This is a genomic window from Allobosea sp. 05T439, assembly GCF_056396005.1.
In genome coordinates this window covers 77,971-100,192 of record NZ_JBFTKP010000021.1, presented here as the reverse complement: position 1 = coordinate 100,192, position 22,222 = coordinate 77,971, and the positions used below count along the sequence as shown (strand labels likewise).

Annotated in this window: 16 protein-coding genes, 1 tRNA gene, 1 pseudogene and 1 riboswitch; of the genes and pseudogenes, 11 read left to right on the top strand and 7 right to left on the bottom strand. The window is 64.5% G+C overall.

Annotation, left to right across the window (positions count from 1 at the left end):
- The first annotated feature begins 592 nt into the window (after positions 1-592).
- From fdnG to AC1DIO_RS22450, 10 genes and pseudogenes are all read left to right on the top strand, one after another.
- Positions 593-3,676, top strand: coding sequence for a formate dehydrogenase-N subunit alpha (gene fdnG, locus AC1DIO_RS22495; RefSeq protein ID WP_476854100.1), 3,084 nt, complete (start codon positions 593-595; stop codon positions 3,674-3,676).
- Between the two features lie 10 nt (positions 3,677-3,686).
- Positions 3,687-4,607 carry a formate dehydrogenase subunit beta gene (fdxH, locus tag AC1DIO_RS22490; RefSeq protein ID WP_476776516.1) on the top strand — a complete coding sequence of 307 codons (921 nt, stop codon included), beginning with the start codon at positions 3,687-3,689 and terminating at the stop codon, positions 4,605-4,607.
- On the top strand, positions 4,591-5,286 hold the full coding sequence (locus AC1DIO_RS22485; protein ID WP_441491595.1) for a formate dehydrogenase subunit gamma: 696 nt from the start codon (positions 4,591-4,593) through the stop codon (positions 5,284-5,286). The genes fdxH and AC1DIO_RS22485 overlap by 17 nt, the downstream gene beginning before the upstream one ends.
- A gap of 68 nt (positions 5,287-5,354) precedes the next feature.
- On the top strand, positions 5,355-6,275 hold the full coding sequence (gene fdhE, locus AC1DIO_RS22480; RefSeq protein WP_476776517.1) for a formate dehydrogenase accessory protein FdhE: 921 nt from the start codon (positions 5,355-5,357) through the stop codon (positions 6,273-6,275).
- 25 nt (positions 6,276-6,300) lie between these two features.
- Positions 6,301-7,707: an L-seryl-tRNA(Sec) selenium transferase gene (selA, locus tag AC1DIO_RS22475; protein ID WP_476854099.1), complete on the top strand. Its 1,407-nt coding sequence runs from the start codon at positions 6,301-6,303 to the stop codon at positions 7,705-7,707.
- On the top strand, positions 7,694-8,443 hold the full coding sequence (locus tag AC1DIO_RS22470) for a tetratricopeptide repeat protein (RefSeq protein ID WP_441507790.1): 750 nt from the start codon (positions 7,694-7,696) through the stop codon (positions 8,441-8,443). Before selA ends, AC1DIO_RS22470 begins: the two co-directional genes overlap by 14 nt.
- Positions 8,440-10,254 (top strand): annotated as a pseudogene (gene selB / locus AC1DIO_RS22465) (selenocysteine-specific translation elongation factor); the annotation flags it as partial. The gene AC1DIO_RS22470 and the pseudogene selB, both read left to right, overlap by 4 nt.
- A 111-nt stretch (positions 10,255-10,365) precedes the next feature.
- A tRNA-Sec gene (locus AC1DIO_RS22460) sits at positions 10,366-10,461 on the top strand.
- Positions 10,462-10,476: 15 nt separating this feature from the next.
- Complete coding sequence (locus AC1DIO_RS22455) at positions 10,477-10,947, top strand: hypothetical protein (protein WP_476776519.1); 471 nt, start codon at positions 10,477-10,479, stop codon at positions 10,945-10,947.
- Positions 10,934-11,314, top strand: a complete 381-nt coding sequence (locus tag AC1DIO_RS22450) for a hypothetical protein (RefSeq protein ID WP_476776520.1) — start codon at positions 10,934-10,936, stop codon at positions 11,312-11,314. Before AC1DIO_RS22455 ends, AC1DIO_RS22450 begins: the two co-directional genes overlap by 14 nt.
- Positions 11,315-11,404: 90 nt before the next feature.
- Here AC1DIO_RS22450 and selD read toward each other — a convergent pair whose 3' ends face one another.
- The 3 genes from selD to AC1DIO_RS22435 are packed head-to-tail and all read right to left on the bottom strand — an operon-like array spanning position 11,405 to position 14,232.
- On the bottom strand, positions 11,405-12,472 hold the full coding sequence (gene selD, locus AC1DIO_RS22445) for a selenide, water dikinase SelD (RefSeq protein WP_441491601.1): 1,068 nt from the start codon (positions 12,470-12,472) through the stop codon (positions 11,405-11,407).
- Between the two features lie 42 nt (positions 12,473-12,514).
- The gene (locus AC1DIO_RS22440; protein ID WP_476854098.1) at positions 12,515-13,615 is read right to left on the bottom strand and encodes a transglutaminase-like domain-containing protein; all 1,101 of its coding nucleotides are present in this window, start codon (positions 13,613-13,615) and stop codon (positions 12,515-12,517) included.
- The gene (locus AC1DIO_RS22435) at positions 13,612-14,232 is read right to left on the bottom strand and encodes a TlpA family protein disulfide reductase (RefSeq protein WP_476776522.1); all 621 of its coding nucleotides are present in this window, start codon (positions 14,230-14,232) and stop codon (positions 13,612-13,614) included. Before AC1DIO_RS22435 ends, AC1DIO_RS22440 begins: the two co-directional genes overlap by 4 nt.
- Before the next feature lie 304 nt (positions 14,233-14,536).
- Between AC1DIO_RS22435 and fdhD the strand changes: the two genes are divergently transcribed.
- A complete protein-coding gene (gene fdhD / locus AC1DIO_RS22430) occupies positions 14,537-15,334 on the top strand; it encodes a formate dehydrogenase accessory sulfurtransferase FdhD (RefSeq protein WP_476776523.1) in 798 nt (265 codons plus the stop codon).
- A gap of 164 nt (positions 15,335-15,498) precedes the next feature.
- Here the strand turns inward: fdhD and AC1DIO_RS22425 are convergent, their stop codons facing one another.
- From AC1DIO_RS22425 to metE, 4 genes are all read right to left on the bottom strand, one after another.
- Complete coding sequence (locus tag AC1DIO_RS22425) at positions 15,499-16,299, bottom strand: DJ-1/PfpI family protein (protein ID WP_476776524.1); 801 nt, start codon at positions 16,297-16,299, stop codon at positions 15,499-15,501.
- Positions 16,296-17,885, bottom strand: coding sequence for a copper resistance CopC/CopD family protein (locus tag AC1DIO_RS22420; protein ID WP_476776525.1), 1,590 nt, complete (start codon positions 17,883-17,885; stop codon positions 16,296-16,298). Before AC1DIO_RS22420 ends, AC1DIO_RS22425 begins: the two co-directional genes overlap by 4 nt.
- 45 nt (positions 17,886-17,930) lie before the next feature.
- Positions 17,931-18,449, bottom strand: coding sequence for a YcnI family copper-binding membrane protein (locus AC1DIO_RS22415; RefSeq protein ID WP_476854097.1), 519 nt, complete (start codon positions 18,447-18,449; stop codon positions 17,931-17,933).
- 977 nt (positions 18,450-19,426) lie between these two features.
- Positions 19,427-21,775, bottom strand: coding sequence for a 5-methyltetrahydropteroyltriglutamate--homocysteine S-methyltransferase (metE, locus tag AC1DIO_RS22410; protein ID WP_476854096.1), 2,349 nt, complete (start codon positions 21,773-21,775; stop codon positions 19,427-19,429).
- Between the two features lie 109 nt (positions 21,776-21,884).
- A riboswitch (cobalamin riboswitch) is annotated at positions 21,885-22,109 on the bottom strand.
- Between the last annotated feature and the right edge of the window lie 113 nt (positions 22,110-22,222).

Below are 22,222 nucleotides of genomic sequence, written 5' to 3'. Positions count from 1 at the left end.
CGCGACATCTCAGGGCGATGGCAACGCTCTTGCAGGCTGGTTGGAGCACCGCAGCGATGTCCCAGGCCCCAACGCCATGCTTCCACGCGGCAGATTTCTCCTCGACATGATTCGTTTTGCGGCAACCCGGTCCCTTACGTAGGACAGCCGACGATCCGTGTCGCAAATGGAGGCGCGGTTCCCGGACCGGCAGATTGACGCAGTCGCCCGACAACGCGACCGCGAGGCTATCCGAACATTTGTAGGAATCGGACGATAATCGAGCAATGCGACCAATATTTAGGCAGGACTTCGTTCTTAGTGCTCCAGGTTGTAGATATTATCAGTCGTTACTCGCTGTCATACGTAGCGTCATCAATCGATTTGTTAATATATCTGCATATGGTTGATATCATTCGATCGGGGTCGGTGCAAAATATCGGTCGATACTCCAAATATGCGATGGATATAATCTACAAGACGACGAAATGGTGCCGCGGCGGCATACGCGCCCGGCCGCCAGTTTCCGGAAAGTCATCTTGACGCCGTCGGTCCAGAGTTTCACTATTCCAAAGAGAACAAGGGCGAATATGTCGCCTTCTGGGAGGTCCGGATGCTTCAAGAGCTATCGCGCCGCCAGTTTTTGAGAGGCGCAGGAACGGGACTGGCTGGAACAGCCATAGCTGCGCTGGGGTTCGGGGAGTCGGAGCAGGCGCTGGCTCAGGCCGTGCGCCTCTTCAAGCTGGCGCAAACCACCGAGACGCGAAATACCTGTCCCTATTGCTCTGTCGCCTGCGGCGTCATCATGTACGGCCTGGGCGATAGATCGAAAAATGCCCATTCGGCGATCATCCATATCGAGGGCGATCCGGATCATCCGACGAACCGCGGTACCCTCTGTCCCAAGGGCTCGGCCCTGCTCGATTTCGTCCATGCCGAGACGCGCACGAAATTCCCGCAATATCGCGGCCCCGGCCAACGTGACTTCAAGCGCATCAGCTGGGCGGAGGCGCTCGACCGCATAGCGCGGCTGATGAAGGACGACCGCGACAAGAATTTCATCGCCACCAATCAGGATGGTGTGACGGTCAATCGCTGGCTGTCCACCGGGTTCCTGGCGGCCTCGGCGACGACCAACGAAACCGCCTTCATGACCTACAAGGTGGTGCGAAGCACCGGGATGCTGGCGTTCGACAACCAGGCGCGCGTTTGACACGGACCGACGGTGGCCAGTCTGGCCCCAACATTCGGTCGCGGTGCGATGACGAACTCCTGGACGGACATCAAGAATACCGATCTCGTCGTCATCATGGGCGGCAATGCCGCCGAGGCGCATCCTTGCGGCTTCAAATGGGTCACTGAAGCGAAAGCCCAGCGGGGTGCGAAGCTGATCGTCGTCGATCCACGTTTCACGCGCTCGGCGTCCGTCGCTGATTTCTATGCGCCGATCCGGCAGGGCACGGATATCGCCTTCCTCCTGGGGGTGATGAAGTACTGCATCGATAACGACAAGATCCAGCACGACTATGTGCGCGCCTTCACCAACGCGCCGTACCTCGTGAAGGAAGGCTTTGGTTATCAGGAGGGTCTGTTCACCGGTTACGACGAAGCCAAGCGCGATTACGACCGCTCAAGCTGGGAATACGAGCTCGGTCCGGACGGCTACGTGCAGATCGACGAGACGCTGCAGCATCCGCGAAGCGTCTACCAGCTCCTGAAGACCCACATCGCGGCCTACACGCCGGAGATGGTTGAACGCATCTGCGGCACGCCGAAGGACAAGTTCCTGACGATCTGCAAGATGATCTCGGAGACGTCGGCGCGCGACAAGGTCATGACGTCGATGTATGCGMTCGGCTGGACCCAGCACTCCAAGGGCTCGCAGAACATCCGCTCGATGGCGATGCTGCAGCTGCTGCTCGGCAATATCGGCATGCGTGGCGGCGGCATGAATGCGCTGCGCGGCCATTCCAACATCCAGGGCCTGACCGATATCGGCCTGATGTCGAACCTGATCCCCGGCTATCTGACCCTGCCGACGGACAAGGAGGTCGATTTCACGACCTATATGAGCACGCGCGGCTTCAAGCCGCTGCGCCCCAACCAGATGAGCTACTGGCAGAACTACAAGAAGTTCATGGTGAGCTTCCTGAAGTCGATGTGGGGCAATGCGGCGACGCCGGAGAACGATTTCGCCTATCAATGGCTGCCGAAGCTCGACGTGCCGGGCTACGACGTGCTGCGCACCTTCGAACTGATGAACCAGGGGAAGGTGAACGGTTATTTCTGCCAGGGCTTCAATCCGCTGCTGTCCTTCCCTAATCGGGGCAAGGTCACGGCTTCGCTCTCCAAGCTGAAATTCCTCGTCGTGATGGACCCGTTGCAGACGGAGACATCGCGTTTCTGGAAGGACGAGGGCGTCTTCAACGACGTCAAGCCCGAGGCCATCCAGACCGAGGTGTTCGAGCTGCCGACGACCTGCTTCGCAGAAGATGAGGGCTCGCTCGTCAACTCCGGCCGCTGGCTGCAATGGCACTGGCCGGGAGCCGAACCTCCCGGCGAGGCCAAGAGCGACACCTGGATCATGGGGCAGCTCCATCTCCGCTTGCGGGCGCTCTACCAGAAGGAAGGCGGCGCCTTCCCTGATCCGATCCTCAACCTGCACTGGCCCTATCGGATACCGGACGATCCGATGCCGGACGAGCTGGCGAAGGAGATGAACGGCTACGTCGTCTCGACCGTCACCGACCCGGTCGATCCGAGCAAGATCGTGCTGGAGAAGGGCAAGTTGGTCGATACGTTCGGGCAGCTGCGCGATGACGGATCGACGGCCTGCGGCTGCTGGATCTATTCGGGCTCCTGGACCGAGCGGGGCAACATGATGGCCCGCCGGGATACGAGCGACCCCGGCAATACCGGCGCCTATGCCAACTGGGCGTTCGCCTGGCCGGCCAACAGGCGCATCCTCTACAACCGCGCCTCCGCCGATATCGACGGAAAGCCGTGGGATCCCAAGCGCAGGCTGATCGAGTGGAATGGCAGCACTTGGACCGGGTTCGACGTGCCGGACATCGCGCCGGCCGCCAAGCCGCGGGATGTCGGCCCCTTCATCATGAACCCTGAGGGCACCGCGCGGCTGTTCTCGCGGGGCATGATGAAAGACGGCCCCTTCCCGGCCCATTACGAGCCGTTCGAAAGCCCGGTCACCAATGTCATGGCGCCCAAGATCCGCGGCAACCCCGCCGCTCGCATCTTCAAGGACGATCTGGCGGCGCTCGGCACTTCGGACAAGTTCCCTTATGCGGCAACATCCTACCGCCTGACCGAGCACTTCCACTTCTGGACCAAGCATGTCTGGGTCAATGCGGTGCTGCAGCCGGAGTTCTTCGTCGAGATCAGCGAACAACTGGCCGCGGAGAAGAACATCCAGCCTGGCAGCTGGGTGAAGGTCTCGTCCAACCGTGGTTCCGTGCATGCGAAGGCCGTTGTGACCAAGCGCATCAAGCCGATGATTTGCGACGGCAAGACGGTCCATATCGTCGGCATCCCGCTCCATTGGGGCTTCACCGGTGCGGCAAGGAAGGGTTTCGGCCCCAACAGCCTCACTCCGTTCGTCGGCGACGCCAACATCGAGACGCCCGAGTTCAAGGCGTTCCTGGTGAATGTCGAGCCGAGCAACGGGCCGGTCACGAGCTGAGGAGGCGGCGATGGCAGGATTGCAGAGTCAGGACTTCTCCCGCATCTCGGCCACGACCTTCAGGCCGCCGGATGTTCGGCATGATTTCGAGGTCGCGAAGCTTATCGACGTCTCGAAATGCATCGGCTGCAAGGCATGCCAGGCGGCATGCCTTGAATGGAACAACCTGCGCGAGGAGGTCGGCTTCAACATCGGCGTCTATGACAACCCGCACGATCTGACGCCGAATACCTGGACGCTGATGCGTTTCACGGAATGGGAAAATGCGGAGAGCGGCAATCTGGAATGGCTGATCCGCAAGGATGGTTGCATGCATTGCGCCGATCCGGGCTGCCTMAAGGCCTGCCCCGCCCCCGGCGCCATCGTTCAGTACAATAACGGTATCGTCGACTTCGTCTCGGAGAACTGCATTGGCTGCGGCTATTGCGTGAAGGGTTGCCCCTTCAACATCCCGCGCATCAGCCAGACCGATCACAAGGCCTATAAGTGCACGCTCTGTTCCGACCGGGTCTCGGTTGGCCAGGCGCCGGCCTGCGCCAAGGCCTGCCCGACCGGCGCGATCGTCTTCGGCACCAAGGCCGCGATGCTGAACTATGCCGAGGGGCGGATCACCGACCTGAAGTCGCGCGGCTTCAAGAATGCCGGCATCTACGATCCGCCGGGCGTCGGCGGCACGCATGTGATGTACGTGCTGCACCATGCCGACAGGCCGCAGCTCTATGCCAACCTTCCGCAGAACCCCAGGATCAGCCAGGTCGTTGAGCTCTGGAAGGGACTGACCAAATATACCGGCATGGCTGTTGTGGGTTTCGCCGCCATGTTCGCCTTCGTCCATGCGACCGTCGCAAGACGCAACGATGTCAGCCGTGCGGAAGATCGCGAGGCCGAGCATCTGATCGACGAGGAGGCAGCCCGTGGCCGTGAGGCGTGAGGAGGAGCGCACGACCGTCGACCGCTACCCCGGCCGCGTGCGCGTCAATCACTGGGTGACGGCGATCTCCCTGATCCTGCTTGCGCTCAGCGGGGCCGCCCTGTTTCACCCGTCGCTGTTCTTCCTGTCGAGCTTCTTCGGTGGAGGCTCGAATACACGGATGCTGCATCCCTGGATCGGCGTGGTGCTGCTGCTGAGCTTTGCCATCCTGTTCGTCCAGATGGTCCGCTACAATTTCTGGACCCGTGTCGATACAGAATGGATGCGCCATATCGGCGATGTGATGGCCGGTCGCGAGGAGAATCTCCCCGAAATCGGCAAGTATAACGGAGCGCAAAAGCTCGTCTTCTGGCTGATGACGCTGATGATCCTCGTCCTGTTCGGGACAGGTCTGATGATCTGGTACGAGTATTTCGGAACCAGCTTCACCATCGAACAGCAGCGCTTCGCCCATATCGTGCATGCACTCGCGGCAATCGCGATGCTGCTGGTCGTCATCGTCCATATCTATGCCGGATTCTATGTGCGCGGCACGATCAACGCGATGACGGAGGGCAAGGTGACGGGTGGCTGGGCCTTCCGGCATCATCGGCTCTGGCTCCGGCGCGAGGCCCGCAAGGGCGTCATCGACGAGCGGCAGGTGCCCCCGCGCCGTCATGGCATAGGTCCGGCGGAATAGAATTTCGCGGGGCAGCTTCGGCTGCTCCGCCTCGACGTGGCCCGTGGGGTTCGTGAGGTTGATACTTGATGAGTGACAGCCAGGATTTTGCGACCTTTGAAGATGTCGGCATCGCCGAACGCGACAAGCCCCCCTTCGTCCGGCTTCCAGACCCACGCTTGATGTTCGGGCTGCGCGCCATGCGCTTCGCAGCCCTGGGACCGGGGCACCAACTCCAGCCCTATCTGACCTTCCTTGCGGCGCTCTCAACCGCCCAGGAGCAGTTGGCGGGCGTGATCGCTCCGCCCTCGATGCCCTCCCTCGCCGAACAACGGAGCCGAGCGGCCAACGCGATGCCTCTGCTGCCGCGTACGGAGTTGGCCTTGGACGAGGCGACGTCCACTTGTTTCGGAGGGCTTCTCGTTCTGCTCGAAGACGTCATCATGCCGGAGCTTGCTCGCGCCGCGTTGAACCGGGCGAAGGAAGCGGACAGCGCCGCCCGCGGTACCATGTTCGCAGCCGTGCTCGACGACGCCGTGCCTGCAGAGACTGCCGCCGAACACATCTTCGCGGCTGCGGCCCTGCAAGTCGTTGGGGCTCTACGCGCTGCGCTGCTCGACGCCACCCTGCCCCAGCCCGTCGCCGACGGCGTCTGCCCGTGCTGCGGCGGCCCGCCTGTCGCCAGCGCGGTCATGGCCACGGCGAACATCGAAGGTGTTCGCTATGTCCAGTGCTCGCTTTGCGCAACGCAGTGGAACCATGTCCGGGTGAAATGCGTCTCCTGCGGCTCGACCAAGGGCATCGCCTATCAGGCCATCGAAGGGATCGCTGACACGATCAAGGCAGAGACCTGCGACGAGTGCCGGACCTACCTGAAGATCCTGAACCAACGGAAGGATGCGGAGTTGGAGCCAGTGGCCGACGATGTCGCGAGCCTCGGCCTCGACCTTCTGGTCTCGGAAGCAGGATGGCGCCGTGCTGGCGTAAACCCTTTCCTGCTCGGCTACTGATCATGCGTCTCCCGGAGGGAGCCTGATGAACCGACCCGAACGCTTCCGCCCGCCATCGGTGGATGAGGTGCTACGCAGTCMGCATTGCGAGCTCGCCCTTGCACGCCACGGCCGACCGGCGACCACACAGGCTGTCCGTCAGGTTCTGGAGCGGATGCGGCAAACTGAACCGCCCCACCCTGCCCCCGTCAAGGCGATCGCCGAGCGCGCGTTGGCTTGCCTGGAGGATCAGGAGCGGCCGTCGCAACGACCGGTCATCAACCTCACCGGCACGGTGCTGCACACCAATCTCGGCCGCGCCCTGCTGGCGGAGGAGGCGATCGACGCCGTCATCACGGCGATGCGCTCCCCGACCAACCTCGAATACGACATCGAGGCCGGCAAGCGCGGCGAGCGCGACGCGCATGTCCGCGACCTCGTCCGCGAACTGACGGGGGCCGAGGACGCGCTGCTCGTCAACAACAACGCCTCGGCCGTGCTGCTCGTGCTCAACACCTTCGCCCGGGACCGCGAGGCCATCGTCTCGCGCGGCGAACTGATCGAGATCGGCGGCKCCTTCCGCATGCCCGACATCATGGCGCGTGCCGGCGCGATCCTGCGCGAGGTCGGCACGACCAACCGGACGCATCTGCGCGATTATGCCGAGGCAATCGGCTCCGCGACGGGGCTGATCATGAAGGTCCATACATCGAATTACATGGTGCAGGGTTTCACCGCTGCCGTTGAGCCCGCAGAGCTTGCGGCGCTGGCGCATCAGCATGACCTCCCCTTTTTCGATGATCTCGGCTCCGGCACCCTGATCGACCTCGCGCGCTGGGGGCTGCGCCATGAGAAGACGGTGCAGGATGCACTGAAGGGCGGCGCGGACCTCGTCACCTTCTCGGGCGACAAGCTGCTCGGCGGGCCGCAGGCCGGCTTCATCGCTGGTCGCAAGGAACTGGTGGCCCAGCTCGCGAAGAACCCGCTCAAGCGCGCCCTGCGCCTCGACAAGCTGCGCCTTGCTGCGCTTGAAGCCACGTTGAAGCTCTACCGCAACCCCGACCGGTTGGCCGACAGGCTGCCGACGCTGCGCTTGTTCACGCGCCCTGTAGCCGCACTGCGCATCCTGGCCGAGCGCGTGCAGCCGCACGTCGCCGACGTTCTTGGCTCCGGCTGGATCGTCGAAATCGCCGATTGCTCCAGCCAGATCGGCTCAGGCGCGCTGCCGCTCGAAACGCTGCCGAGCGCCGGGATCACGATGAAGCCATCCGGCAAGGCCTCCGGCGCGGCGCTGGACAAACTCGCCGCCGCCTTTCGCGCCCTGCCCCTGCCCGTGATCGGGCGCATCGCTCAAGGCGCGCTGGTCTTCGACCTGCGCTGCCTGGAGGACGAGGACGCCTTCATCGGCCAATTGCGCTTGTTGAATCCCGAGGCCGGCGATGCCCTTGCTTGACCGCCTCCTCCGTCGCGACCGGTCGCCGCCGGCCGACACCACTACGGCGATGGCTGCCGCCGCGGCGGCGGTCGAGCGTGGAGATTACGGTGCGGCGCTGGCCATCTGGGGTCCGCTCGCTCATGCCGGCCTGGCGCGCGCCCAGAACAATATCGGCGCCTGCTTCGCCGAGGGACTGGGCGTCGAGCCCGATCCGGCGCTCGCGCTGCGCTGGCTCTCGCTCTCGGCCGAAAGCGGCGATGCGGTCGGCCAGCGCAATCTCGCTGCTCTGCATTTCAAGGGCGACGGCGTCGCGCAAAGCGACGCCGAGGCGTCCCGGCTCTACCGGCTCGCGGCCGAACAGGGTGATGCGCCGGCGCAGGACATGCTCTCCTGGATGCTCCTTGAGAGCGGCAGTGCGGCCGACCTGCCCGACGCCCTGCGCTGGGCGGAAGCCGCGGCCGGGGCCGGGATCGCTGCCAGCATGACCCGGCTCGGGATGATGCATCACGAGGCGCTCGGCGTAGAGCGGAATCCGGTGCTGGCGGCGCAGTGGTGGCAGCGCGGCGCCGAAGCCGGCGACGCCGACGCGAAGGCCATGCTCGGCGCCGCGACACTGCTCGGCCAAGGCGTCACGAAAGATGCTGCCCGCGCTCTCTGCCTCCTGCTGGACGCCGAGCGCTGCGGCAGCCTGCTCGCMGCCCCCTTCATCAAGGCAGCGCGCGCGGCCGTCGCGCCCGAAGAGGCCGCGCCGTGATCATCGGCACGGCGGGCCATATCGATCATGGCAAGACCTCGCTGGTGAAACGCCTCACCGGCGTCGATACCGATCGTCTCAAGGAGGAGAAGGAGCGTGGCATCACCATCACGCTCGGCTTTGCCTTTTGGCCGCAGCGGGATGGCCGGATCGTCGGGTTCATCGATGTGCCTGGTCACGAGAAATTCGTGCACACGATGCTGGCCGGCGCCTCCGGCATCGATCTGCTGCTGCTCGTCGTGGCGGCCGATGACGGGGTGATGCCGCAGACGCGCGAGCATGTCGACATCGCCCGCTTGCTCGGCATTGGCCAAGCCGTCGTCGCGATCACCAAATCCGACCTCGTCGAAGCGGCGCGCCTCGCCGCGTTGCACAGCGAGATCGGTATGCTGCTTGCTGATACGCCATTCCCTGACGCACCGATCCTGCCGGTCTCGACCGTGACCGGGTCGGGTATCGCCGAGCTTGCCGCGCGGCTGAGCGAACGAGCCCAATCCTCGCATATGCGCCGTGGCGATGGCGCCTTCCGCCTGGCCGTGGATCGCTGCTTCACACTCTCCGGCGCCGGCACGGTCGTTACCGGTACGGTCCTCTCGGGAGCAGTCGCGGTCGGCGACAGCATCATTGTCTCCCCTTCAGGCATCCCGGCACGCGTGCGCTCGATCCACGCCCAGAACCTCCCCACTGAGCGAGGTACGGCCGGCGATCGCTGTGCTCTCAATCTCGCGGGGTCGGAGATATCAAAGGACGCGATCCATCGTGGCGATATGATTGTCGCTTCGCATCTGCATGCTCCGGCCACGCGGATCGACGCCGAACTCACAATCGTCGCATCCGAGAAGAGGCCGCTGGCGATGTGGCAACCGGTGCGGCTGCACCATGCGGCGACCGAGGTGGGCGCCCGCATCGTCCTGCTTGGCGGCGAGATCGCGCCCGGCGCGACGGCGCTGGTACAGCTCGTGCTCGACAGCCCGATTGCGGCCGCCACGCTTGATCGCTTCGTGCTGCGCGACACCAGCGCCTCACGGACGATCGGCGGTGGCCGCTTCCTCGACTTGCGCGCGCCGGAGCGTCGGCGCCGAAGCCCGGAGAGGCAGGCCCAGCTGTTCGCCCTAGCCGAGACCGACGATGCGGAGGCGCTGGCAAGGCTGCTCGACGAGCCACCCTATCATGCCGAGCTGGAGGCCTTCGCGCGTGACCGCGCGCTCGGGCCCGGGCAGTCCGAGGCACTGGCGGTCAGGCTCGGCCTTGTGCCAATCGGTGCTTCGGTCATGCTCCCGCAGAGCTGGAAGAACCTCTCCGGCTCGGTGATCGAGATATTGAAAGCCTATCACGCCGACCACCCCGACCAGCCGGGAATGGGGCTGGAAAGGCTGCGATTGGCCGTGACGCCGCGCTTGCCTGCCGCCGTCTTCCGCACGGCGCTGACCCGGCTGGCGCATGCCGGTGAACTCGTCGTCATCGGTTCCTGGATCAGGCGGCCCGAGCACGAAGTCAGGCTGACGCCGCAGGATGAGGCGCTCTGGGCACGCGTCGCGCCGTTGATTGGCAGCGGCGAGCGCTTCCGCCCGCCCCGCGTACGCGACGTCGCCCAGATCCTGGGTTGCCATGAGGAGGATATCCGCCGCCTGTTCCGCCTTGCCGGGCGTCGCGGCGACGTCCATGAGCTCGCACTTGACCACTTCTTCCTGCGCGATACGGTCTCCGAAATGGTCGGCGTCGCGGCAGACCTCGCGGCACGCGACCCGGCCGGGTTCAACGCCGCACAGTTTCGCGACAGGCTCGATAACGGCCGCAAGGTCGCGATCCAGATTCTTGAATTCTTCGATCGCCATGGCGTCACCATCCGCCGCGGCGATCTCAGGCGCATCAACCGTCAGCGGCTCGACCTGTTCGGTCCGCTGACGGTTGATGCGTCGAATGGAGGAGAAGCGTCCCCGGTGGGGCGTCCGGACTTCAAATCCGGGAGGGGCCGTCAGACGGTCTCTGGTGGGTTCGACTCCCATTCTCTTCCGCCAGCTCACTGAGGCGCCATGACCGAAGACACAGACGCGCCGGACCTCAACCTGATCGCGGTCTTCGAGGAAGCGGCTGAAGCTGCCCGGCGGGCCGAGGACGCGTATCGTCGCGAGGCGGCCACGCGGATCGAGGTGCTCGCCCGGGAACGCGCCAACGCCTTCCGCAGGCTCAACCTGATGCGCCGCTCGACCAAAGCCATCGCCGAGGCAGAGGATCCCGACAAGGCGACTGCGCGCGCCAGGTTCATCGTCGCCAGTGGGCTCGGCTGGGACGAGATCGGTCCGCGGCAGGCGCTCGTCCTCGACAGGCTGATGCCGGTCTTCGAGGCGATACAGGACGAGATGAGCGCAAGCGAGGGGCCGCCCGGTCGGGGTTCGCAGGCCGCCCTGCTCGCCTTCGAGGACTGGTACCGGGAGGAAACCGGAACTGAGTTCTATGCTCTGTTCGAGCGCTATATGCCGGAGACCCCGCGTGTCGACTTCTAAAGGGCTGAGTACCGATTTCGACGCCTGGCTCGCCAAAGCGTTCCGAAAGGGTCCGTTCACGGCGTTGATCGTGCTGGTCCGCATTGCCGAGCCGAAGGTCGAGCCTCTGCGCTCCACCTATGTCCATGTCATCGGCGACGAGATCGACTGGGGCGACATCATCCTGATGTTTCGCAGCGCCGGCGTGAGCTGGGATGCCGTCGCGTTTTTTCCGACCCGCGCAGAGAAGGGCGGCCCACTCGACGACGCGCTCGCCCGCACGCGTTTGCGCTCGCTGGAAGACGGATTGGAGCGCGACCGGCTGGTCCTGAACCACGGCGAGCTTTTCGACGTTTGGGGGCGCCGGATGCGGGTCGATGAAACCTAGGGAAACGGCCCGAATTGCGGTTTGCGGGAAGGCCGATGCAAACGCGGAAGGTCAGATCATCGGAGCGGATGCGAGATCCGGTCCGATGATCTAGCTGACGATCACCCGCGCAGGGCCGGCCTCGACTGTTCCGACGATGCGGGCGGAGGGATATCCAGCCGCCTTCACCATGGACAGAATCTCGTCTGCCCTCCCTGCTGCACAGGAGACCAGGAGGCCGCCCGAGGTCTGCGGATCGGTGAGCAAATGGCGCTGCCAGTCCGGCAGTCCGGCCGGTAGCGCGACGCCCTCGCCATAGCTCGCCCAGTTGCGGTGCGAAGCACCGGTCACGCGCCCGTCGCGTGCCAGTTGCTCGGCCTGCGAGAGGAAGGGCAATTCAGCCAAGCGGAGCCGCAAGGTCGCGCCCGAGCCGCGCGCCATCTCCAGCCCGTGCCCGAGAATGCCGAAGCCGGTGACGTCGGTGATCGCATGGACGTCGCCATCCCCTGCTAGTTCGGCGCCGACGCGGTTGAGCAGGGTGGTCGAGGCGATCATCTCGTCATAGGCGGCCTTTGGCAGCAACTCCTTCTTGAAGGCCGCCGAATAGATCCCCACGCCCAATGCCTTGGTCAGGATCAGCGCATCGCCCGGCCGCGCACCGCTGTTCCTGCGCAGGTTCGGCAGCTTCAACAGGCCGATCACTGCAAGTCCGTAGATCGGCTCGGGTGCATCGATGGAGTGCCCGCCCGCGACCGGAATGCCGGCCTGGGCGCAGATCGAGGCGCCGCCCTTCAGGATCTCGCGCGTCGTCTCGATCGGCAGCTTGTCGAGGGGCATGCCGAGGATTGCCAAGGCCATGATCGGCTTGCCGCCCATGGCATAGACATCCGAGATCGCATTGGTCGCCGCGATCCGGCCGAAATCATGCGGATCGTCGACCATCGGCATGAAGAAATCCGTCGTCGCGACGACGCAGGTCTCATCGTCGATCTGCCAGACCGCCGCATCGTCGCCAGTCTCCGTGCCGACGAGAAGCTGACGGTAAGGCCCTGCCGCAGGGTGGTCCGCAAGCAGTTGCTGCAGGACCGACGGCGCCAGCTTGCAGCCACAGCCGCCGCCATGTGCCAGGCTGGTCAGGCGGGGGGGAGCGGGAGTGTCAAGGTCGATCGTGTCGCTCATGGTCCAGTCTCCAGAAGAGCAGCGCCCCATCCGCCTCGCCGACTAAGCCGTGATCTCGGCCGACTTGATCGTGTACTTGAACGTGTCGGCATCGAGACAGTCGAGCAACGCGCCAGCGATTTCGGCCTGCGGATACATCAGGAATGCCACCTTGTGGCGCGAGCCCGGCAATTCCAGGTCATGAGCCATGTTGTAGCCGAGCCAGTTGCCCTCCCAGGCGCCGAACAGCGTCTTTTGCGCGGCCACCACCTTGGGCGTGTCGATTGCATTGTTCCCTGGCGGCTCCTCCAGGACGACCTTGCGCACATCGGCGGGATCGGTTGCGACCCAACCATAGCCATCGAGCCAGACCTCGGCTCGGCAATGCTGCGCCTTGGTGATGGTCGCGGAACCGGCACCGAGGCTGGCATAGCCGAGCTTCGAAGGCGCGACGCGAATACCGTAGATGTCGCGGGCCGGGATGCCCGCGGCACGTACCAGCGCGACATAGAGTGCGTTCAGATCGGCGCATTTGCCGCCAAGATTGCCGGTGCGCAGCATCGAGGCGACGTCGCCGGTACCGCAACCGCGTGTCCTGGCGTCACGGAACGTGTTCACGACAACCCATTCGTAGATCGCTCGCGCCTTGTCGAGGTCGCTCGCCTTACCGGCAATCGCCTTATCGGCAGTCTCCTTGACGATGCCGTCGGTGGGCATCAGCTCGGTCGCCTCGAGATAAAGCCTGCGCTCGGCCGCGCTCAGAATTGGCGCCTGGGATCTTGCGCCGAGATCTTCGGCCCGGTCGCGCAGCGAAAAACTGCTGCGAACCTCGATAGCGGGCGCTGCCTCACCGTCCTTGAAGACAACATGCAGCAACTGCGCGCCATATTTGGGATCACTGACGACCTCCGCCGAGGCAGCGTTACTCTGCCAGGCGTTTTTACCCAACCTGATCCATTCGCCCTCCTGCACTGATGGCAGCGGAATCCAGGCCTGTGCCCCGCCCTTCGCCGGCAATTCGAGCCGGGTCAGCACCTCGAAATTGCGCCAGGCACCGGGCGAAGGCGCAAAGACGGCGTCCTGGGCGAGGACGTGGTGCGGAGCCACAAACCCCGCAGCTGCGACCACGGCACCGGTTTTCAGCATGTCACGACGCGTAATCATCGGATCTCCTCCCTGCTCTGGCTTCCATCGATCGTCTGTTCCGCCGGCGTCCCGTTCTTGCGCTGCGACAGTCGCGTCAGCACGCGGATGACGGCCGGGCCCGTCCAATCGAGCGGCTCTTCGGCCTTGAAGGCCGGGCTCAGGTCGCGATCGAGCACGAAGCTCGTCGGCAATCCCTCAACATGCCAGGCCTTCATCGCGCTGCGGTCGCGGTCCAGCAGGATGGGGAATGAAACCGGGCGCTCGCGGAAGAAGGTCCTGACCCGGGCGTCGACCTCGCCGACATCGACGGCGAGGATCGTGAGCTGGACCGGCTGCTGAGCCGCGAGTGCGTTCAGCGAGGCCATCTCCTCGATGCAGGGGGCGCACCATGTCGCGAAGAAATGGACGATCACGGGACCGCCGGGCAGCTCCGCCAGATCGATACGAGCGCCGTCGAGGCGGTCGAGAACGAGTGTTGGGGTGGTTTCGGCAAACCAAGGCTTGAGCTCTTCGGCCAAGCTCGACGTGCTGGCGAGCACCAGCGACGAGGCGATCAACAGCACCCGCCAGGAGCGCCCTTGTCCGGCATTCAGTCGATGAGCGCCCCGAAACTCGGGAGCCGTGACCGTAACCACGCCTCATCTTGTCCCAGATGCTCCAGCAAGGTCAATTTCGACTTTCGCCGCGGCACATGATGAGTGCGCACCCAGGGTCTGTCCGGATTGGAAGGCGCCCGTGCCACGAGAGCTCCGGCTTCGCTGTCACATACAGACCAGCGCTCGCTGCGCTTCATTGGGGCGCCAAGCCCACCCGCGCTTCTCCGTCTTGTTCGGACGAAGCGCGCCATGCCTCCTCAGCGGCGCTCGCAACGACAGTGGGTCTGTGCCATTTTTCGCAGGCGACGGTCCGATCTCCGGTCGGCGCAGCAGGACGATCGATATGGAGAGCCACCTCCGGGTAGAATCGACGGTCTGGCGAAATGGCGGCCTTGCTCCGAGCAGCCGCGCCGTGCCGGAAGAATCTGCGATCGCGATCACCTATAACGGATCATCTTACGCCGTGATGATGGCGACACCCGATGATCTCGAGGATTTCGCGATCGGGTTCAGCCTGACCGAAGGTATCATCACCTCGCTGGATGAAATCCACTCGCTTGCGATCATCGAGCAGGAGATCGGCATCGAGTTGCAAATCTGGCTCGCTGATGCGCCTGCGGAGAAGCTCCAGCATCGCCGTCGCTATCTGGCAGGACCGACCGGCTGCGGCTTGTGCGGCATCGAGCAGCTCTCCGAGGCGATACGGCCTCTGGATTCGGTTCCGCTCGGCCTGAATTTCTCTCCTGAGGAGATCATGATGGCGGTTCAATCGATCTCGGGCCAGCAAACGCTGAATCGTCAGACGCACGCAGTGCATGCTGCCGCTCTCTGGGAGCGCCACCAAGGCCTTGCTGTCCTGCGCGAAGACGTGGGCAGGCACAATGCCCTCGACAAGCTGGTCGGGGCACTCGCCCGCCAGAAGTGCGAGGCCGAGACGGGCATCGGTGTCCTCACCAGCCGCATCTCGGTCGAGATGGTTCAGAAAGCTGCCATAACTCGACTACCAATTCTCGCTGCCGTCTCCGCTCCCTCGGCGCTGGCCATACGGACGGCAGCCGATGCCGGAATGACGCTGATCGGGATCGCACGCGGCGACGGCTTCGAGATATTCACCCATCCCGCTCGCATATCGCGGACCTAAAGCATTGGCCCGAAATGTAGATTGCGGCTTTCGGGAAAGGCGATGCAAACACAAGGTTAGATCATCGGACCAGACACGATGTCCGGTCCGATGATGTGGTGCGCTTGTTGCCGGGGACGTGACGCAAGCGGTTCGTCCTCGATCATGGAATTCGCGCCGGTGCTTCAGAGCGCGAGGCGTGACCTCGCCTGTTCGGCCTGTGCCTTCGCCATTGCAATCAGCGGTGACCGGCGCGCGAGGACATCTTGGACATTCGTCTTGTCCGCACGCTCAGGCGCGCCTGAATCGAAGGGCGGTTGCGGGTCGTATTCAAGGACGAGCTGGATGCGGCGTGCGGTTTCCTCACCCACGAGCGCAGCAGCGAGCGTCAATCCGAAATCCAGTCCGGCCGTCACACCTCCGCCAGTCATCCGGTTGCGATCGATCACGACGCGATCAGTCTGGAGCTTTGCGCCCATCAAAGGCAGTAGATCCCGGACATACCAGTGCGAGGTCGCTCGATAGCCCTTCAACAGTCCCGCGGCTCCGAGCAGCAGAGAGCCGGTGCAGACGCTTGTGACATAACGAGCTTGCGCGCCGCGTTCGGCGAGGAAACCCAGCACCTCGCTATCCCCCATCAGGGTGACACTGCCCTTCAACCCGCCGGGGACGAACAGGGCGTCGAGATCGCGGGGGCATTCGGAGAATGTCGTTGTTGGCGTGACCGGCAGTTTCACATCGCTGGTGACGGCTGCCCTGCCCTTCCAGACCAGATGAGTTTCAGCCTGCAGAAGCGAGAACACCGTCAGCGGACCGACGAGATCGAGCAGGACCATATCCGGGTGGACAAGCATCGCGACGCGCATCGGCGCGGAACCCGTTGCCGCAGGTTGTGCCTCGGCCGCGCGCACATGTCCGAACAAGCCCGAGAGCGCCCCTGTCGCGGCCAGTGCTGTCAGGTCCCGGCGCGTCATGTCAGTCGTCATGGCTTGATCTCCACGGTCTCACCGAGGCGGATCATCTCGAAATCGGAGACCAGGATTTCGAGTTCGATGGTCCACCGACCACCGATGGGAATGACGAGGCTGTCGACATGCCAGGCGCCGTCGCTCGACCGGACGGCCTGACGCTCGATCGGTTCGACCCCGGCCGACGGGTTCGACATCACGCAGCGAACTTCCTTGACCGTGAGCGGTCCAAACTCCCCGTCGAGCAGTGAAATCGAAATGGAGGCTGGCCCCGCACGTCCAGGCGAGATGCGGATGTCCGCCATCGCCTTGGCCGTGTGAATGTGGACCGATGCAGGCGGCGCGGCCGCATCGAGAAGTGCCCGCGGCGGCGGCGTGAAGCGCCAGGTCGCAACGGTGCCAAGGACAAGGAACACCAGCAAGGTTTCGGCCGCGATCATGCGCCGCATCGTCTTGGCGGCGATGCCCGTTCGAGACAGGACAAGGGGCGTGAGGCGGTAGCGGTTGATGGCGGCCAGGCCCAGCAGGATTGCAACCCAGGCGAGCTTGATCAGCAGAACCCAGCCATAGCCGGTCGAGATCAGTGCGCCTGGCTGTTCGAGCTGAACCACCGCCAGGATGCCACCGCTGAGCAGGGTCAAGCCAACAACGACAGGTATCCAACGCGAGAACTGGCGCAGCACGGTAATTGCGTCGGCCTCCCGCAGAGCGAAGAACAGCGGCACCAAGGCTCCTGCCCAGGCGGAGACGCTGACGGCGTGAACAAAGACTGCACTCCGCATCAACCACTGCGGGCTGGCCGCGCTGGCATGGCCGCTCGCGGCGAGCGCCACCCCTACAGTCAGGAGGGCTGCTCCAGCGAAGACCGGCCCCATGCGGCCGCGTACCGCCCGGGAGGCCATTCCGAGCAGAAATGCGACGGCTGCAGCCAGCGCCGTGCGGCCAAAGCTGCTGGCGGCCGCGGCGCTCCAGACGTCCGCTTCGCCCAGGCTGCCGAGGGAGCGATCCAGGATATCGAGCCCTTGCGCKGCGAGTGCCAGCGGCAAGGCGGCAGATCCGAGCAGGATGAACAATCCGAGCGGTCGCCGGGCATCGCGAGGCAAKGGACCAACCCAGGTCGCAAAGGCTGCCCCGCCGAGCCCCATGAGCAAGCCCAGATAGAGCCCTACCTTTCCCAGCCATAGGGTAGCCCGCACAGCAGGATCAGTCCGTGTCTCAGGAGTTGGCGACTGGCCGCTGGGCGCACCGACTGAGAAGACCACTGCCCCACCAACTGGGTGCCCATCCTCGGAAATGACGCGCCAGCTCAGAACATGCGTTCCGGCTGACAGTTCGGCGGGCGCTTCGATCATCAGCGTCCTGTCCTTCAGCACGAACCGATCGAGTGTGCGGGACGTGCTGTCTGGTCCGATTAGCTTCAGGATGAGCGGCGACACCGGTTCACTGAAGCTCAGTGTCAACACCGCAGGGGCGTTGGTCACGACCGCGCCGTCCGCCGGCGAGGCGGCGATCAGCGCGGCATGAGCGAAGGCGCGTCCGGTTATTGCCGTGGCGACAGCCAAGGCGCAGGTCAGGACGAAGGCGAGGCGAAGGGGCCAGCGCATGGCAACTCCCAGCAGCCGGGCGCGAAGCCCGGCCACTTGCTCGGTTTACTTTTTCGGGGTGAGCTTCAGACCGGGAGCCGGATACTTGTAGTCGTCCGCGCTCTTGTCCTCAGTCGGGATCTCGATCCAGCGTTCGACTGCGCCGCCCTCGCACTCCTGGACGACCGGTACGTAGAGGACGGTGTCGGCCTTGAGGTCGGRGGTCAGATAACCGCGCAGCACGAACTCGTCATAGTGCTCGTCAAGCAGCCTGCCGCCGCTCCAGACCACTTCCTTCACGCCTTCCGAAGTCGGTGTGCCGTAGTAGTCGAAAGCCTTGCCATAGGGGCCCTTCACCGTTTCCAGTGTCCAGCCGGGCTTGKGCATCGGCTTGACCGCGATCACGCCCTCGGGAATCCGGACGCGGACCTTCGTTGTTGACGCGCCCTTGCAACCATGGGGCACGCGCAACACGGCCTTGTAGGTCGAGCCGACCGGAGCCTGCTGCGTTTCGAGGGTGATATGAGCGAGCGCACCGGTTGTTCCCAGAGTGACGAACATCGCTGCAAGGAGATGGGTCTTCATGGCGTAATCCTTGGTCTGTGAGGGCAGTTCGGCGACGGGCTCGTGAGAGCCCATGACGCTCGATGCCGTTGAGTGTGGTCACCGGACGGTGAGTGCCGGCCGGTGATGGCGATCCCGACATGCGGCCCCGGTCGGATTGCGATCGGCAAAGGAACCGTTGGCATGGTGAGCCGAGGCATCACAGGCGCGAGCCCCCGCGCTTCATTTGCGTGCCGGGCAGACATCGCGCCGAATGCTAGGATCAGCGAATCTGGTGCGCATCTGCTGGGGATGGCGGGCAAATCGGCCTTGAAGCCGAGGTCGCGCAACAGAGCGGCCATCCATGCGCGAACGCATGGCGGCTTGCTCAGGGCTCAGACCGGCGGTGCGCGGGGATTGGCGGGCGATCGGCCGGCGACAAAGCCATGAGGCGCGTCGAGATGCCGGATCAAGGCGTTCAGGTCGACGATCCGATAGACAACTGGCAGAAAGCCGATTGCTGACGGCACATTCGCTTGGGCTGGATGAGAGCAACCGAGCGCGCAGCCGCTCATCAGATCATGCTGCGCCGTGCCGCGGTCGGTCGTGTCACTCGGTGAAGAAGCCCCCGGCGAGCAAAGCGTTATGGCCAGAGTGCGATCGAGAGCGATACTCGCAGCATTGGCACCCGACGCGAGCCCTGTCAGAACCACCTGGAGCACGAGCAGATAGGCCACGGCGACCGCGACCCAACGGCTCGATTCTGCTCTCTGGCGCCACGCGGACAAGGGCTGCCCTCCTGACGTTTGGATAGCACCGCTGTTGGCTGCGTCAATTGCCAAGGCGCAAACGAGCGTCGGGCACCTCACGCAAGACAGTACGGCATGGAGCTGCATGCGCAGTCCCCTCGGTCCCCCCGTGCAGAGATCCCCGACCCGCCAAGAAGCTTCGAGAGGCGATGCCGGCTTGACGGCGACGTCGCGGCGGTGTCCTGCGCCGCCGCGACGAGCCTCAGGCGCTCAGCGAGCGGCTGCCCGGACGTGCCGCGCGGCTTCGACCATATTGACGAGAGCAGGCCTGACCTCCTCCCATTTGCGGGTCTTCAGGCCGCAATCGGGGTTGATCCAGAGCTGTTCGTCTGCGAGCTGGAGGCGAGCGAGCTTCATCAGGCTCGTCATCTCGCCCACCTCGGGCACCCGCGGCGAGTGGATGTCATAGACGCCGGGACCGATCTCGTTGGGGTAGCGATAGGTCTTGAAGGCGTCGAGCAATTCCATCTTCGACCGCGAGGTCTCGATCGAGATCACATCGGCGTCCATCGCGGCGATCGCGTCGATGATGTCGTTGAACTCCGAGTAGCACATATGGGTGTGCACCTGGGTTGCGTCGGTGACGCCCGAGGCACAGAGCCTGAAGCTGCCCACCGCCCAGTCCAGATAGCCCTTCCACTCGCTCTTGCGCAGCGGCAGCCCCTCGCGCAGCGCCGCCTCGTCGATTTGGATCATCGCGGCACCGGCCTTCTCCAAATCGATGACCTCGTCGCGGATCGCCAGCGCGATCTGGCGGCAGGAGGCACTGCGCGGGATGTCGTCGCGGACGAAAGACCAGTTCAGGATCGTCACGGGCCCGGTCAGCATGCCCTTCATCGGCCTCACCGTCAGCGACTGCGAATAGGTCCACCAGCCGACCGTCATCGGCTGCGGCCGCGAGACGTCGCCGAACAGGATCGGCGGCCGCACACAGCGCGAGCCGTAGCTCTGGACCCAGCCATGTTTGGTGAAGGCGAAGCCGGCGAGCTGCTCGCCAAAATACTGCACCATGTCGTTGCGCTCGAACTCGCCATGGACGAGCACGTCGAGGCCAATCTCCTCCTGCCAGCGCACCGTGCGCTCCGTCTCCTCACGCAGGAATTGCTCATAGTCGGCATCGCTGATCAGGCCCTTGGCATGAGCCGAGCGGGCCTTGCGGACCTCGGCGGTCTGCGGAAAGGAGCCGATCGTTGTCGTCGGGAAGGCTGGCAGGTTGAAGCGTTCGCGCTGCAATTTCGCTCGGGCTGCGAAGGGGCTCTTGCGGTCCGTCATGCTGGGCGTCACCGCCGCGACACGCGCAGCCACTGCGGCATCGTGGACTTTCGGCGAAGCCTTTCGGGCCGCCGCTGCGGCCGCCGAAGCGTCCAGGGCATCCCTGACGCTGTCGCGGCCACCCGCGAGGGCTTTGCCCAGCACCGAGAGTTCGCCCATCTTCTGTACGGAGAAGGCGAGCCAGCTCTTCAGGTCGGAGTCGAGATCGGTTTCGAGATCGAGATCTATCGGCGTGTGCAGCAGCGAGCAGGAGGGCGCGATCTGGACATGGTCGGTGCCGCGCCTGGCGACCACCGGCTCGAGCCGGCCGAGCAGCGCCGGCAGGTTGGCCCGCCAGATGTTGCGGCCATCGATCATGCCGAGCGACAGCACGAGCCCGCGCGGTGCCTTGGCCAGCACCTCCTCGAGCTGCGCGGGAGCGCGCACGAGGTCGAGATGAAGGCCTGCGACAGGCAGCGTGACCGCCGTGTCGAGATTGTCGCCGAGACCACCGAAATAGGTCGTCAGCATGACCTTCAGCTGCGGCAAGGCATGGGCGATGATGGCATAGGTCCGGCGCAGGGCGTCGCGGGCGGCCTCGTCGAGATCGAGCACCAGACAAGGCTCGTCGATCTGGACCCATTCGGCACCATTGGCGGAAAGGCGGCGCAGCACATCGATATAGACCGGCAGCAACTCGCCGAGCAGCGAGAGCGGATCGAGGCTGGCGTCCTTGCTCTTGCCGAGTTTCAGATAGGTGACCGGCCCAAGCAGAACGGGGCGGGTGTCGTAGCCGAGTGACTTGGCCTCACGATACTCGTCGACCGCCTTGAGCGAGGACAGTGCGAAGCGCTGTCCGGTCGCGAATTCGGGCACCATGTAGTGGTAGTTGGTGTCGAACCACTTGGTCATTTCCTGCGCCGGGGCGCCGTGGGAATGCTCGTGGTCGTGGTGGGCATGGCCGCAGGAGGTGTGCGGCTCGGTCTCGCTTTGCGCACCTCGCGCCATGGCGAAATAGGTCGCCAGCCCGACCGGACCACCCTTCCAGCCATAGATCTCGGGAATCGCGCCGACCATCACGCTGATGTCCAGCACCTGATCGTAGAACGAAAAGTCGTTCGACGGGATGACGGTGACGCCGCGTGCCTTCTGGCGGGCCCAGTTGGCGGCGCGCAATGCGGCGGCGGTGTCGAGCAGGTCCCTTTCGGTCGACTTGCCCGACCAATAGCTTTCGAGAGCGAGTTTGAGTTCGCGGCGCGGACCAATGCGCGGCGTCCCAAGGGTCGCGACAGGAAGTGAAGATGACATAGGCTTACCCCAGAAGTTGGGAGCAAAGGCCAAAGCGGACGCGTCCAGGATTCCGCCGGCGAAGAGCCTGCGCAATCGCAAAGCGCTCCACCGGGACACCCCGCCCGAGGACGTTCAGTTCGTCGAGGCAGGTCTCCTGGCTCACGGGTCATCGCTGCTGTCCGGCCTTCCCGAGACCTTGCCGGCCTCAGTGACACATCTTGGACAGCGGCTCACCGCTTACAGTTGCGGGGGCAGCGCCGGCCTTGCCCAGGTCAATAGCGACCTCGACGCACCGGCTTCCCTCTTAGCTCCGGGCAAACAGACCCAGAGAACCACGACACCCCAACCTAGGTCCAAATGCTCGCCGCAGTCAATGGGAATATAAAGACATCTTTATGTCTCCATGTCGCTATCTGCGCCGACTGACGCTGCCCCCGACGGCGGGGTGTACCCTGGTCGCGCGCA

Excerpts from the sequence above, each read along its gene's own strand:
- AC1DIO_RS22455 (WP_476776519.1), top strand. The coding sequence starts at position 10,477 with ATGACCGAAGACACAGACGCGCCGGACCTCAACCTGATCGCGGTCTTC.
- AC1DIO_RS22440 (WP_476854098.1), bottom strand. The coding sequence starts at position 13,615 with ATGATTACGCGTCGTGACATGCTGAAAACCGGTGCCGTGGTCGCAGCT.
- metE (WP_476854096.1), bottom strand. The coding sequence starts at position 21,775 with ATGTCATCTTCACTTCCTGTCGCGACCCTTGGGACGCCGCGCATTGGT.
- selD (WP_441491601.1), bottom strand. The coding sequence starts at position 12,472 with ATGAGCGACACGATCGACCTTGACACTCCCGCTCCCCCCCGCCTGACC.
- fdhD (WP_476776523.1), top strand. The coding sequence starts at position 14,537 with ATGGAGAGCCACCTCCGGGTAGAATCGACGGTCTGGCGAAATGGCGGC.
- AC1DIO_RS22425 (WP_476776524.1), bottom strand. The coding sequence starts at position 16,299 with ATGACGACTGACATGACGCGCCGGGACCTGACAGCACTGGCCGCGACA.
- fdhE (WP_476776517.1), top strand. The coding sequence starts at position 5,355 with ATGAGTGACAGCCAGGATTTTGCGACCTTTGAAGATGTCGGCATCGCC.